Source organism: Azovibrio sp., from assembly GCF_049658005.1.
In the GTDB taxonomy this organism is placed as follows: Bacteria; Pseudomonadota; Gammaproteobacteria; order Burkholderiales; family Rhodocyclaceae; genus Azovibrio.
On sequence record NZ_JBASOH010000007.1, the window covers coordinates 20,619 to 33,948 of the forward strand.

11 protein-coding genes and 1 pseudogene are annotated in these 13,330 nt (G+C 62.7%); 4 read left to right on the forward strand and 8 right to left on the reverse strand.

What is annotated here, in order from left to right; genetic code table 11:
- Positions 1-113 precede the first annotated feature (113 nt).
- Positions 114-557, forward strand: coding sequence for a universal stress protein (locus WBH99_RS00570; RefSeq protein WP_424218152.1), 444 nt, complete (start codon positions 114-116; stop codon positions 555-557).
- A gap of 76 nt (positions 558-633) precedes the next feature.
- On the opposite strand, the gene WBH99_RS00575 is transcribed toward WBH99_RS00570, so the two are convergent.
- From WBH99_RS00575 to WBH99_RS00595, 5 genes are read right to left on the reverse strand one after another with little or no spacing between them, the layout of a single operon-like run.
- Entirely contained in the window at positions 634-1,122 is a 489-nt protein-coding gene (locus WBH99_RS00575) for a hydrogenase maturation protease (RefSeq protein WP_424218153.1), read from the reverse strand.
- Between the two features lie 10 nt (positions 1,123-1,132).
- Positions 1,133-2,629: a Ni/Fe hydrogenase subunit alpha gene (locus WBH99_RS00580; RefSeq protein ID WP_424218154.1), complete on the reverse strand. Its 1,497-nt coding sequence runs from the start codon at positions 2,627-2,629 to the stop codon at positions 1,133-1,135.
- A gap of 10 nt (positions 2,630-2,639) precedes the next feature.
- Positions 2,640-3,191: an NADP oxidoreductase gene (locus tag WBH99_RS00585; protein ID WP_424218155.1), complete on the reverse strand. Its 552-nt coding sequence runs from the start codon at positions 3,189-3,191 to the stop codon at positions 2,640-2,642.
- Position 3,192: 1 nt separating this feature from the next.
- A complete protein-coding gene (locus tag WBH99_RS00590; RefSeq protein ID WP_424218156.1) occupies positions 3,193-3,912 on the reverse strand; it encodes a 2Fe-2S iron-sulfur cluster-binding protein in 720 nt (239 codons plus the stop codon).
- Complete coding sequence (locus WBH99_RS00595; RefSeq protein WP_424218157.1) at positions 3,909-5,783, reverse strand: NAD(P)H-dependent oxidoreductase subunit E; 1,875 nt, start codon at positions 5,781-5,783, stop codon at positions 3,909-3,911. The genes WBH99_RS00590 and WBH99_RS00595 overlap by 4 nt, the downstream gene beginning before the upstream one ends.
- A gap of 228 nt (positions 5,784-6,011) precedes the next feature.
- On the opposite strand from WBH99_RS00595, the gene fabI reads away from it, so the two are divergent.
- The 3 genes from fabI to WBH99_RS00610 are packed head-to-tail and all read left to right on the forward strand — an operon-like array spanning position 6,012 to position 9,405.
- Positions 6,012-6,776: an enoyl-ACP reductase FabI gene (gene fabI / locus WBH99_RS00600; protein ID WP_424218158.1), complete on the forward strand. Its 765-nt coding sequence runs from the start codon at positions 6,012-6,014 to the stop codon at positions 6,774-6,776.
- 25 nt (positions 6,777-6,801) lie between these two features.
- Positions 6,802-8,217: a bifunctional enoyl-CoA hydratase/phosphate acetyltransferase gene (locus tag WBH99_RS00605; protein WP_424218159.1), complete on the forward strand. Its 1,416-nt coding sequence runs from the start codon at positions 6,802-6,804 to the stop codon at positions 8,215-8,217.
- 3 nt (positions 8,218-8,220) lie between these two features.
- Positions 8,221-9,405 carry an acetate/propionate family kinase gene (locus WBH99_RS00610; protein WP_424218160.1) on the forward strand — a complete coding sequence of 395 codons (1,185 nt, stop codon included), beginning with the start codon at positions 8,221-8,223 and terminating at the stop codon, positions 9,403-9,405.
- Between the two features lie 227 nt (positions 9,406-9,632).
- Here the strand turns inward: WBH99_RS00610 and WBH99_RS00615 are convergent, their stop codons facing one another.
- The 3 genes and pseudogenes from WBH99_RS00615 to WBH99_RS00625 all read right to left on the reverse strand — a co-directional run.
- The gene (locus WBH99_RS00615) at positions 9,633-11,285 is read right to left on the reverse strand and encodes an electron transfer flavoprotein-ubiquinone oxidoreductase (protein ID WP_424218161.1); all 1,653 of its coding nucleotides are present in this window, start codon (positions 11,283-11,285) and stop codon (positions 9,633-9,635) included.
- Between the two features lie 9 nt (positions 11,286-11,294).
- Entirely contained in the window at positions 11,295-13,100 is a 1,806-nt protein-coding gene (locus WBH99_RS00620) for an acyl-CoA dehydrogenase (protein ID WP_424218162.1), read from the reverse strand.
- Positions 13,101-13,186: 86 nt separating this feature from the next.
- Positions 13,187-13,330, reverse strand: a pseudogene (locus tag WBH99_RS00625) (electron transfer flavoprotein subunit alpha/FixB family protein); the annotation flags it as partial.

The following is a 13,330-nucleotide window of genomic DNA, read 5'->3' on the forward strand; positions in this document are numbered from 1 at the left end:
TTGGATCACTTTTATACCACAGGCAATCCACGATCGTTCCGGCTTGATTTTCCAGCCGGCTGAGGTAGGATGAACCCTGTCGTGCTGCACAACAAACACTCATGAGGCCCAACATGTTCAAGCATATTCTGGTTCCTACCGACGGCTCCCAGTTGTCCGAAGACACCGTACGCCGCGCCGTGGCCTTTGCCAAGGAGACGGGCGCCAGGATCACCGCCTTTTTTGCCAAACCCGAATACCCCGTCACCTATTTCGGCGAAGGCGCCCTGATCGATCCCACCACTCCGGAAAAATTCGCCGAGATGGCCGACCAGCAGGCCAGGGAGGTTCTCGATTTCGTCAAGAAGCAATGCGACGAAGCCGGTGTGGATTGCCAGACCATGAGCACCACCAGCGACATTCCCTACGAAGCCATCATCAATGCCGCCGAAAAGGCCGGCTGTGACCTGATTTTCATGGCCTCGCATGGCCGCAGGGGCATCAGCGGCCTGTTGCTGGGTAGCGAGACCAACAAGGTGCTGACCCACTCCAGAATTCCCGTTCTGGTTTATCGCTGACCCCCGGGGTGGTTCGAGGCCACCCTGCCCCCCCTTCATCTGCCTCACCCTTGCCGCCTTGTTGCCGCCCTGGCCCTCACCGGGCCAGACCATGCCAATCGGCCACTCCAGGCTTGGCGCACAAGCGTCGCACCAGCACCCATGCCTGTTCCAGATGCGCCTGAGCCGCCTCGCTCAAAGGTGCCCCCAGGTCGAAGGCTTCACCCCGCACACAAAGCACGAAGGACGGTGGCGATTCGCGCCCTTGGAGCTTCTGATACACATGCAGCACGGTTGCCGGCCCCAAGGCATGGGAAGTATGGGTGAAATCCGCCGCTGGCTGGAGCGGGCCGAAGTGAAACGGCGCCGGGGTGCCGCTGCCGGCGTCGATGAACAGGGCGAGCGACTTGCCTTCCAGGTCCAGGGCGTGTTCCACCTGGAGCTGGAAATCCTCCACCAGTTCGAAACGGGCGCCGCCGGCCTGGCCAGGGAGCCAGTCCCGCAAGCGTTCCATGAGCAGCGGGCCGATGGCATCGTCCCCCCGGCTGGGATTGCCGATGGCGAAGATGACCACGTCGGGCGGCATGAAGTAAGGCTCAGTCCGCCAGGCTGGCGCAGAAACTGCCGTCGCCGTTCTTGGCCAGGCGGTCCAATGGCTGCCCTTCGACATCGACCAGTTCCACCTCCAGGGGCATCTTGCCCAGGGCATGGGTGGCGCAGGAAAGACAGGGGTCGAAGGCGCGGATGGCCACCTCGATGTGGTTGAGCAGGCCCTCGGTGATTTCCTTGCCGTGCAGGTAGCGACGCGCCACATGCCGCACCGCTTCGTTCATGGCCTGGTTGTTGTGGGTGGTGGAGACAATCAGATTGCACATGGTGATGAGATCGTTCTCGTCTACCTGGTAGTGATGGAACAGGGTGCCGCGGGGCGCTTCGATCACGCCGACCCCTTCTTGCTGGCGCACCCCATCGGTCATCAGCTCGGCACCCAGGATGTCGTCGTCGTGGAGCAGGTCCTTGATGACCTCGGCCGCATGCAGCAGCTCGATCATGCGGGTCCAGTGGTACGCCAGGGGAGCATGCATGGGGGTGCCACCGGCATAATCGACGAACTCCCGCCGCTCGGCCTCGGCCAGGGGGGTGGGAATCTGGTTGCAGTTCTGCACCCGGGCCAGGGGCCCGACCTTGTACCAGCCCCGCTCCTTGCCCAGGGACTTGATGTAGGGGAACTTCATGTAGCTCCAGGGCTTCACTTCCTCTTCGAGAAGGTCGTTGTAGCCTTGGTAATCCACCCCATCAAAGAGGATGCCGCCGTTGTCGTCCCGGGCCCGCAGGCTGCCATGGTAGAAGTCCAGGTCGCCGTTGTTGCCAACGATGGACATCATGCTGGAACGAAAGATGCCGAAGCTGTTGTAGAGGGCCGGATTGCTGGTGTGCAGTTCCATGGCCAGATGCACGGCCTCGCGGCTCCAGGCGACGATCTGGTAGATGTCCTGCAAGAGTTCATCCCGCTCGGCGCGGCTCAGGGATTTGTTCACCCCGCCGGGGATGGCGCCGGTGCCATGCACGCGCTTGCCGGCCGTGTGGCGGATCACTTCCTGGCCAAACTTGCGCAGCAGGACGCCCTTCTTCGCGATTTCCGGGTATTTCCCGGCGACCCCGACGATGTTGCGCCGGGCCACGTCGGAATCGAAGCCAAAGAGCAGGTCCGGCGAGGACAGGTGGAAGAAATGCAGGGCGTGGGATTGCAACATCTGACCGTAGTGCATCAGGCGGCGGATCTTCTCCGCCGTGGGCGTCAGCTTTTTGATGCCCAGCACCCGGTCCAGGGCCTTGGCGGCGGCCAGATGGTGGGAGACGGGACAGATGCCGCACAGGCGCTGCACCATCACCGGCACTTCCCAGTACGGGCGCCCCTGGATGAAGCGTTCGAAGCCCCTGAACTCGACGATGTGCAGGCGCACCTGATGCACCTTGTTCTGGTCGTCCAGGAGAAGGGTTACCTTGCCGTGGCCTTCGACCCGGGAGACGGGGTCGATGGCGACACGGCGCAATTTTTCGGGATGCTCGGCGGTTTCGAGATCAAAGCTCATGGTCGCCCTCTCAGTCGTAGTGAATCAGTCCGTGGCCCAGGCTGGGGGCCTTGCCGGACAGCAAATCGGTCAACACCTTCCAGATCGCGTCGCCGGAGGGCGGACAACCGGGAATGAACACATCCACCTTCACCACCTCATGGATGGGATGCACCTGGTTCAAAGGCAGGGGCAGTTCCGGATCACTGGGAATCAGGCCGTTACCCAGGCCCGGGCTGGACAGGTAAACCTCGGAAAGAATGTCGGTGAGCGGCAGATGGTTGCGCTGCGCCGGCAGGCCGCCGTTCACCGCGCAGGCCCCGAGCGCAATCAGCACCTTGCACTGCTTGCGGAATTCGCGCAGCACATGCACGTTCTCGGCATTGCACAGCCCGCCTTCGATGAGGCCGATGTCGCACACCCCGACTTCCTTGATGTCCGTGATCGGCGAACGGTCGAATTCCACCCGTTCAAGCAGATCAAAGAGGCGCTCATCGATGTCCAGGAAAGACATGTGGCAGCCGAAGCAGCCCGCCAGCGACGTGGTGGCGACCTTGAGCTTTTTCTTTTCGGTGACTTCCATCTCAGATCTCCTCGGTCAGGGCGGCAGGGGCCGGCACGTGACCGGAAATGGGCACCTCATCATAGGTGCGCTGGCCAATCGGCACTTTGAAACCCTGGCGTTTCTTCAGGATCACCCCCACCGGACAAACCTGCACCGCCTTGTCTTCGAGCGCCACGTTGGTATCGGCGAGCCGGCCCGAGGCGGCATTGACGATCAGATGGGAGTCGATACCCCGACCCGCCAGGGCAAACACGTTCTTCTTGTCCACATCGCGGCTGGCCCGCACGCAAAGGGAACAGAGGATGCAGCGGTTGAAATCGAGCAGCAATTCCGGGTGCGAGGCATCCACCGGCCGATCCGGGAAGAAGTGATCGAAATGCGGCGACATCATGCCGAGCTCATAAGCCGTGGCCTGCAGCTGGCAATCGCCACTCTTCTCACAGGACGGACAGAAATGGTTGCCCTCGACAAACAGCATCTGCACCAGGGTGCGCCGTTCGGCGTTCAAATCCTCGGTATTGCTCTCCACCTGCAAACCCGGTGCGGCCTTGAAGGTGCAGGAGGCCGTGTGCCGGCCATTGACCTTGACGGTACACAGCTTGCAGGAGCCATGCGGCTTGAACTCCGGGTGATAGCAGAGCCGGGGGATATAGACGCCGGCGGCCGAAGCGGCCTGAATGATGGTCTGACCGGGGGCAAAGGGGATTTCCTGGCCATCCAGGACAAAGGTTTCACTCATTGGGCAGCTCCATGTTCAGCGGCGAAGTGGGCCTGTTCATCATCACGACGGGTCATCTGGCGGGCCTGGGACAGGGCCCGGTCGAGATCGAAGGCGGGGGTGAAATCCTGATGAGCCATACGGGCATCGTAGGCCGGGCGGAATTTCCCGATGGTGTCGAGCACCGGGTTGCAGGCGGAGTGGCCCAGGCCGCAATGGCTCATGGCCTGCAGGATGTAGTTGAGCTTCTCGATCTCCTCGAAATCATAGGGAGAACCGTGGCCGTTATGAAGCTTGTCCATCAGATTCTTGAGAAGCGAGGTCCCGACCCGGCAGGGGGTGCAGAAGCCGCAGCTTTCGTGGGCAAAGAAATGCACGAAGTTACGTGCCACTTCAAACATGTCCCGAGTCTGGTCGAACACCATGAAGGCCCCCGCGGTGGGAATGTCCTCGAAGCAGATCCTGCGCTCAAACTCGTGCGCGGCGATGGTAAAGCCGGAAGGCCCGCTCACCTGCACGGCATGGGTATTCCTGGCGCCACAGGCTTCCAGCACCTCGACCACCCGGACGCCGAAGGGGAATTCATAGATCCCGGGGCGTTCGCAGTCACCGGACACCGACAAGATCTTGCTGCCGGCCGACTGGGCGGTGCCGATATTCTTGTACCACTCTCCCCCGTTCAGGGCGATCAGGGCCGCGGCGGCGAAGGTTTCCACGTTATTGACGATGGTGGGCTGATCCAGATAGCCATGGGTGACCGGGAAGGGTGGCCGGTTGCGTGGGGTGCCGCGCTTGCCCTCCAGGGACTCGATCAGGGCCGACTCCTCGCCGCAGACATAGGCACCGAAACCGACGTGAATCTTGATGTCGAAATCCGCCCCGGGAATGCCGATGATGCTGTGACCGAGCAGATTGTCGCGCCGACGCCGGGCCAGCACCCCCTCCAGGTGTTCGAGCAGGTAACGATACTCGCCGCGCAGGTAGAGGAAACCCCGACGGGCACCTACGGCGTAGGCCGCCAGGGTCATGCCCTCGAACACCATGTCGGCATGGGAAGTCAGCAGCACCCGGTCCTTGAAGGTGCCGGGTTCGCCTTCATCTGCATTGCAGACGACGATACGATCCTGACCCTCGGCCAGGGGTGCGTTCCGGCAGGCCTCCCACTTCAAACCCGTGGTAAACCCTGCGCCGCCACGGCCGCGCAGGTTGGCACGCTTGATCTCATCGAGCATGGTAGCCGGCCCCACCAGCCCGCGCGGCAGACCTTCGCGCCAGGAGCGGGTATTGGACGCCTGCATGCCCTCGGTTTCCACCCGGGCGTGCAAGCCTCGCAGGCTGGAGCCAGGCTCGAAATGGCTGTCGAGCAGAATATCCCGACGCCGGATGTTGTCCTCCACCCGGAAATATTCCTCGGGCCACTCGCTCAAAGGCGCCTGATTGCGCACCAGTTCGGCGATTTCGACGATACGGGCCTCATCCACCCGGGTAATGGCCCGGCCATTGACCAGCAGGGCCGGCCCCTGGTCGCACATGCCGGTGCAGGAGGTGGTGGTGATGCTCACCAGACCGTCTTCCGACACCTTGCCCGGCTCGACCCAGAGTAGCTGGCAGAGCTGCTCCATGAGGGCCTGGTTACCCAGCATGCGGTCGGTGATGTTGTCGGAAAAGAGGATGCGGTAGCGCCCCACGGGCTGCAGATGCAAGAAGGCGTAGAAACTGGCAGCCCCGATGATCTTGGAGCGGGGTACGGCCAGGGCGGTTTCCAGGGCCGCCACCCTATCCGGGCTGATCCAGCCCTCCTCTTCTTGCACCTCACGCAAGATCTGCAACAGATTGTGGGGATTACCCTCGTATTTACGCAGGATGCTTTGCAGTCCACCTGAATTCACCATATCTCCTTCCCTCGTCCCGGGTTTGACCGGGCAAGCATAGCCGGCTTCCATCACATTTTTATGACTCGAATCAAAACTCTTCCATTAACAATTCCTTCATATGCATACGCAAAAACTCCGATAAGCTAGCAAACGCAGTACGGGAGAGCACACACCAAAGAACATTTTGTTGCGGCGCAATAAAACCTATACTGTCGCTGACTCAACCAAAAAGGGAGCATCTCCAGCATGTTCAATCTGCACGGCAAAAAGGGCCTGATCGTCGGTGTCGCCAACAACCACAGCATTGCCTATGGCTGCGCCAAGGCGTTTGACCTCTGTGGCGCCGATCTGGCCATCACTTATATCAATGCCAAGTCCGAAACCTATGTGCGACCCCTGGCCGAAATCCTGGGCGCCGACATCATCGCCCCCCTGGACGTGGAACACCCCGAGCAACTTGAAGCCCTGTTCAAACAGATCGAGGAAAAGTGGGGCAAGCTGGATTTCCTGGTGCACTCCATCGCCTTCGCACCCATGAATGACCTGCATGGCCGTGTGACCGACTCCAGCCGGGAAGGCTTCCTGCGCGCCATGGACATTTCCTGTCATTCCTTCGTGCGCATGGCCAAGCTGGCCGAGCCCCTGATGGCGGACGGCGGCTGCCTGCTCACCATGAGCTACATGGGTGCCGATGAAGTGATTGAAAACTACGGCATCATGGGCCCGGTCAAGGCAGCCCTCCAGTCCGTGTCCCGCTACCTGGCCGCCGAACTGGGTCCCAAGGGCATCCGGGTGCACGCCATTTCCCCGGGCCCCCTGGCCACCCGTGCCGCTTCCGGCATCAAGGAATTCGATAAACTGATGGAAAATGCCGTCGAACGGGCGCCCCTGCACACGCTGGTCTCCATCGAAGACATCGGCGCCCTTGCTGCCTATCTGGTCAGCGACGTGGCCAAGAGCCTGACCGGCAGCACCATTCATATCGACGGCGGCTACCACATCGTCGGCTGATCAATCTTTTCAGGAAAAACTCTCCATGCATATCAACCAACAACAACGCATGATCGTCAACCGCACCTTTGACGAAATCCAGATCGGCGACAATGCCTCGCTGACCCGCACCCTTCACGCCGACGACATCAAGCTGTTTGCCATCATGACCGGCGACGTCAACCCGGCCGTGGTGGACCCGGAATTTGCCCATAGCGGCATCTTCCGGGAAGTGGTGGCACACGGCATGTGGAGCGGCTCCCTGATTTCCACCGTGCTCGGCACCCAGTTCCCCGGGCCAGGCACCATCCTGATCGACCAGTCCCTGCATTTTGCCCGACCGGTGCGGGTGGGTGACACCATCACCATCACCATTACCGCCAAGCAGAAGTTCGAGCACAACAAGCACATCATCCTGGATTGCCTCTGCCTCAACCAGGATGGCCTGCCTGTCGTCCAGGGCAGCGCTGAAGTCCTGGCTCCCACCCAGAAGGTGGAACGCCAGGCCATGCACATGCCCGACGTGACCTTCGACAACAAGGAAGAACGCTTCAACCGCCTGATCTCCCGGGTCAAGGGCCTGGAGCCCATTCCCATGGCCGTGGCCCATCCCTGCGACCGGGAATCCCTCAAGGGTCCCGTGATGGCCGCCCAGGAAGGCATCATCGAGCCCATCCTCGTCGGTCCCGAATCCAAGATCCGCGCCGTGGCCGAGGAATTCGACATCGACATCTCCGGCATCCGCATCGTCGATACCAAGCACAGCCACGAATCCGCCGCCCTGGCCGTGACCCTGGTACGCACCGGCGACGCTGAAGCCTTGATGAAGGGCAGCCTGCACACCGACGAACTGATGGGTGAAGTAGTGTCCCGGGCCAACGGCCTGCGCACCGCCCGCCGCATCAGCCACGTGTTCCTGATGGACGTACCGACCTACCACCGCCCCCTGCTGATCACCGATGCTGCCATCAACATCGCCCCCACCCTCGAAGAGAAAGTGGACATCATCCAGAACGCCATCGACCTGGCCCACATCCTCGGCATCCCCGACCCCAAGGTCGCGATTCTTTCCGCTGTGGAAACCGTGAATCCCAAGATTCAATCCACCCTGGACGCCGCCGCCCTGTGCAAGATGGCGGATCGCGGCCAGATCAAGGGCGGCACCCTGGACGGCCCCCTGGCCTTCGACAACGCGGTGTCCATCGAGGCTGCCATCACCAAGGGCATCAAGTCCTCGGTCGCCGGCCATGCCGAAATCCTGGTGGTGCCCGACCTGGAATCCGGCAACATGGTCGCCAAGCAGCTGGAATACCTGGCCAACGCCCTGACCGCCGGCGTGGTGCTGGGTGCCAAGGTACCCATCGTGCTCACCTCCCGGGCCGACACCGCCGAAACCCGTACCGCCTCCTGTGCCGTAGCCGCCCTGATCGCCCACGCCAACCGCAAGAAAAGCGGGGCCTGAGCCATGAACAACAAGGCCATCCTCACCATCAATGCGGGCTCGTCCTCCATCAAGTTCGCGGTCTTTTCCCTGACCCATCCGCTCTCTGCCACGGCACTGGTTTCCGGGCAGATCGACGGCATCGGCACCGCCGCCACCAAGCTGCTGGCCAAGGATCATGCAGGCATCAAAGTGGCGGACGACAAGCTGCCCACCGAAAACCCCAGTCACCAGCAGGCCTTCGATTACCTGTTCAAGTGGTATGCCGAACACAGCGCCGGCCGCGAAATCATTGCGGTGGGCCATCGGGTGGTCCATGGGGGCCAGCGTTATGCCAAACCCATCAAACTGGATGACGCCACCCTGGAACAGCTGGCAGCCCTGACGCCCCTGGCTCCCCTGCATCAGCCCCACAACCTGGCCGGCGCCTACGCCATCCAGGCCCTGATGCCTGCCGTGCCCCAGGTCGCCTGTTTCGACACCGCCTTCCACCGCCACCAGCCCGACGTAGCCCAGATCTTCGGCCTGCCACGCCACATCACCGCCGAAGGCGTGCGGCGTTACGGTTTCCACGGTCTCTCTTATGAATACATCGCCCGGACCCTGCCCCAGCATTCCCCCCGCGCCAATGGCCGGGTGGTGATCTGCCACCTCGGCAATGGTTCCAGCATGGCCGCCATGGTCAATCAAAAGGGCGTCGCATCGACCATGGGCTTCACCGCCGTGGATGGCCTGGTCATGGGCACCCGCACCGGCAGCCTGGACCCGGGCGTGATCCTGTACCTGATGGAAAACAAAGGCATGGGGGTCAAGGAACTGACCCAGCTGCTTTACAAGGAATCCGGCCTCCTGGGCGTTTCCGGCATCAGCCAGGACATGCGCACCCTGCTCGCCAGCGACAAGCCGGAAGCCAATGAAGCCGTGGATCTGTACTGCTACCGCATCGTCCGGGAGCTGGGCTCCATGGCCGCGGCAGCCGGCGGTCTGGATGCCGTGGTATTCACCGGCGGCATCGGCGAACACGCGGCCGAAGTGCGCCGCCGCGTCGCCCTCCAGTCCGGCTGGCTGGGGATCAAGCTGTCTCCGGAGGCCAATGCCCGGCACGACATCCGCATCAGCGCCCCGGACAGCACCGTGGATGTACTGGTGATCCCCACCAATGAGGAATGGATGATTGCCCACCACACCCAGACCCTGCTGAACCTGTAAGGCAACGCTCCAGCACCCGCCGGAATTCCTGAAGGAGTTCCGGCTTTTTTCGTTGACGGCAGTCCCCGTCAACGAAAAATGGGGCTGGCAGCCCCATCAAAACTGCCCCCTGGAATCGAAGGATCCGAACGACCTCGAAGCCCAGCAAAAACCCCGAGAAACGACTTGGCCGGGGCCTGGCGACGACCGGGCCCCGCCTCGTACGACACGGTTACGAGGCGGGGAAATCACATATTGGGATAGTTGGGTCCGCCCCCACCCTCCGGCACCACCCAGTGAATGTTCTGAGTCGGGTCCTTGATGTCGCAAGTCTTGCAGTGCACGCAGTTCTGGGCATTGATCTGGAGGCGGGGCTGGCCCTCCTCCTCACCCAGGATTTCATACACTCCCGCCGGGCAGTAGCGGGTTTCCGGCGCGCCATAGCGGGCCAGATTGATGCGCACCGGCACACTCTCATCCTTGAGTTGCAGATGGCAGCGCTGGTTTTCCTCGTGATGGGTATTGGAGAGAAACACCGAGGAAAGCCGGTCGAAGGTCAGCACCCCATCGGGCTTGGGATAGTTGATCGGGCGGTGCCGGGATTTTTCTTCCAGGGCCGTATGGTCGGCGTGATGGCCAAGAGTCCATGGCGCCTTGCCGCGGAACAGGTAGGTATCCACTGCCGCCAGGGCCAGACCGGGCCAGAGGCCCCACTTGAAGCCGGGACGAATGTTGCGCACGCCGTGAAGCTCCGGCCACAGCCAGCTGGCCTTCATCCGTTCCGGATAGGCGGTGACTTCATTCCCCGCCCCTTCATGCCCAGCCCCTTCGAGCCCCAGATGCTCGAACACCGCCTCGGCTGCCAGCATGCCGGACTTCATGGCCGTATGACAGCCCTTGATCTTGGGGACATTGAGAAAGCCGGCGGTGTCGCCAATCAGCAGGCCGCCCGGAAAAGTCAGCTTGGGAATGGACTGGAATCCCCCTTCCGACAGGGCCCGGGCCCCGTAGGCAATGCGCCGGCCACCGGCAAAGGTGTCGCGCACGCAGGGATGCGTCTTGAAACGCTGGAATTCCTCGAAGGGCGACAGCCAGGGATTCTTGTAGTCGAGGCCGATCACGAAGCCCACCGCCACCTGGTTGTTTTCCAGGTGATAGAGGAAGGAGCCGCCGTAGGTGTCGGTGCTCAGGGGCCAGCCGATGGTGTGCACGATCTTGCCGGGCCGATGCCGGGCCGGGTCCACTTCCCAGAGTTCCTTGATGCCGATGCCGTAGGTCTGGGGCTGAGCCTCCTTGCATAGCTCAAAGCGCTCGAACAGTTCGCCGGTCAGGGAGCCCCGGCAGCCTTCCGAAAAGAAGGTCTGGCGGGCGTGCAATTCCATGCCCGGCTGATAGTTGCCGGTGGGCTTGCCATCCTTGCCGATCCCCATGTCGCCAGTGGCGACGCCCTTGACACTGCCGTCGGCGTGGTACAGCACTTCGGCCACGGCGAAGCCGGGATAGATTTCCACCCCCAGGGCTTCGGCCTGTTCACCCAGCCAGCGGCACAGGTTGCCCAGGCTGATGATGTAATTGCCCTGATTGTGCATCTGGGGCGGGTTCGGCAGCGCATGGGCACCACTTGTTGTGAGGAACAGGAAATGGTCTTCGGTGGCCGGCGTATGCAAGGGCGCGCCCCGCTCCCTCCAGTCCGGGAACAGTTCGTCCAGAGCCCGGGGTTCGAAACAGGCACCGGAGAGGATATGGGCGCCCACTTCCGAGCCCTTTTCCAGTACGCAGACCGACAACTCCCGGCCAGCGGCTTCCGCCAGCTGCTTGAGGCGAATCGCTGCGGACAAGCCCGAGGGGCCGGCGCCGACGATCACCACGTCGTATTCCATGAACTCCCGTTCAGTGCTCATGGCCGTGCCTTAAAAGAGGGTTTCGGGCAGTTCCAGCACCGCGCCGCTGCCGCCGGTAATGGCGGTGGCCAGGCCCTGGGACTGGGGCAACTGATGCTGGACGAAATAGCGGGCAGTCGCCAGCTTGGCCTTGTAGAAGTCGTCGCTGCTGCCAGCGTCCAGGTAGCCCTGGGCGATCCGGGCGGCCTTCGCCATCAACCAGCCCCCCACCACGATGCCGGTCAGCTTCAGGTAGGGCACGGCGCCGGCGGCGGCGGCCTGGGGCTGGCGGTCGTAGGTCTGCAGCAGCCAGTCGGTTGCCTCCTTCAGGGCGGCGATGCCGGCCTGGAGGGGGCGGCCGATGTCGGCCAGTTTCACGTCGCCGGCGAGCTGATCGGCAAAGGCGGCGATTTCGGCCTGGAGCGCCCGGGCAGTAAAACCGGTCTCCCCGGCCTCGTTCTTTTCCCGCGCCAGCTTGCGGCCGATCAGGTCGTTGGCCTGGATGGCGGTGGTGCCCTCGTAGATGGGGGTGATGCGGGCATCGCGGAAATACTGGGCGGCCCCGGTTTCTTCCACAAAACCGACGCCGCCGTGGATCTGGATGCCGGTGGAGGCGATCTCCACGGCGCTTTCGGTGCACCAGCCCTTCACCACCGGGGTCAATAGTTCGACATAGGCCTGGCTCTGCTGGCACATGCCGGCGTCCGGATGGGCATGGGCCTTGTCGAGGTGGCCGGCAACCCAGTAGGCCAGGGCGCGCATGGCTTCGGTGCGGGACTTCATGTCCATCAACATGCGGCGCACATCCGGGTGGTGCAAGATCGGCTTGGGAATGCCGGACTTGTCGCCGATGGGGGCACCCTGGACCCGCTCCCGGGCATAGGCGAGGGCGTGCTGGTAGGCTCGCTCGGAGACGCCTACTCCTTCCAGGCCGACATTGAGGCGGGCGTGGTTCATCATGGTGAACATGTAGCCCAGCCCCTTGTGGGCCTCGCCGATCATCCAGCCGATGGCGCCCTCCTTCTCGCCGAAGGACATCACCGCCGTGGGGCTGGCGTGGATGCCCAGCTTGTGTTCGATGGAGGCGCACACCAGGTCATTCCGCTCCCCCAGGCTGCCGTCGTCGTTTACCAGGAACTTGGGCACCAGAAACAGGGAAATGCCCTTCACGCCCGGGGGCGCATCGGGCAGCCGGGCCAGCACCAGGTGGATGATGTTCTCCGCCATGTCGTGCTCGCCCCAGGTGATGAAGATCTTGGTGCCGCTGATCCGGTAGCTGCCGTCGGCCTGGGGCACGGCCTTGCTGCGCACGGCAGACAGGTCGGAACCGGCCTGGGGCTCGGTGAGATTCATGGTGCCGGTCCAGGTACCCGCCACCATGTTGGGCAGGTACTTGGCCTTCAGTTCATCGGAACCGTGATGGCGGATGGCCTCGATGGCGCCGTGGGTGAGCATGGGGCAAAGGGCAAAGGCGACGCTGGCCGACTTCCACATTTCCGAGACGGCCATGCTCACCAGCTGCGGCAGGCCTTGGCCGCCATACTCGGGGCTGGCGGGCATGGCATGCCAGCCAGTCTCGCAAAAGAGCTGGAAGGCTTCCTTGTAGCCGGGGGAGGTGGTGACCTCACCGTCCTTGCATACGGCCCCTTGGCGGTCCCCCTTGGGATTGATGGAATCGATGACTTCGGCGGCAAACTTGCCGGCCTCATCGAGGATGGTTTCCACCAGTTCCGGGTCGGTCTCCTCAAAACCGGGCAAGCCGGTGATCTCTTCCAGGCCGGCCAGTTCGTTGAGGACAAAGCGCATGTCGCGCACGGGAGCGATATAGGTGCTCATGATTTCTCCGTTATCGGTCGCGGCCGGACCCCGGGGTCCGGCGCAAAGGGATGAAAAGGGCGGCGCCCCTCGAAGGAAGGCGCCCCTCAGAGGGCGGCGATCAGCTGGGGCACGGCCTCGTTCAGGTCAGCCACCAGGCCATAGTCGGCGACCTGGAAGATGGGGGCGTCCGGATCCTTGTTGATGGCCACGATGACCTTGGAATCCTTCATGCCGGCCAGGTGCTGGAT

Bases quoted from the DNA above. Each gene is read 5' to 3' on its own strand.
- WBH99_RS00570 (WP_424218152.1), top strand. From the start codon at position 114: ATGTTCAAGCATATTCTGGTTCCTACCGACGGCTCCCAGTTGTCCGAA.
- WBH99_RS00575 (WP_424218153.1), bottom strand. From the start codon at position 1,122: ATGCCGCCCGACGTGGTCATCTTCGCCATCGGCAATCCCAGCCGGGGG.
- WBH99_RS00580 (WP_424218154.1), bottom strand. From the start codon at position 2,629: ATGAGCTTTGATCTCGAAACCGCCGAGCATCCCGAAAAATTGCGCCGT.
- WBH99_RS00585 (WP_424218155.1), bottom strand. From the start codon at position 3,191: ATGGAAGTCACCGAAAAGAAAAAGCTCAAGGTCGCCACCACGTCGCTG.
- WBH99_RS00590 (WP_424218156.1), bottom strand. From the start codon at position 3,912: ATGAGTGAAACCTTTGTCCTGGATGGCCAGGAAATCCCCTTTGCCCCC.
- WBH99_RS00595 (WP_424218157.1), bottom strand. From the start codon at position 5,783: ATGGTGAATTCAGGTGGACTGCAAAGCATCCTGCGTAAATACGAGGGT.
- fabI (WP_424218158.1), top strand. From the start codon at position 6,012: ATGTTCAATCTGCACGGCAAAAAGGGCCTGATCGTCGGTGTCGCCAAC.
- WBH99_RS00605 (WP_424218159.1), top strand. From the start codon at position 6,802: ATGCATATCAACCAACAACAACGCATGATCGTCAACCGCACCTTTGAC.
- WBH99_RS00610 (WP_424218160.1), top strand. From the start codon at position 8,221: ATGAACAACAAGGCCATCCTCACCATCAATGCGGGCTCGTCCTCCATC.
- WBH99_RS00615 (WP_424218161.1), bottom strand. From the start codon at position 11,285: ATGAGCACTGAACGGGAGTTCATGGAATACGACGTGGTGATCGTCGGC.
- WBH99_RS00620 (WP_424218162.1), bottom strand. From the start codon at position 13,100: ATGAGCACCTATATCGCTCCCGTGCGCGACATGCGCTTTGTCCTCAAC.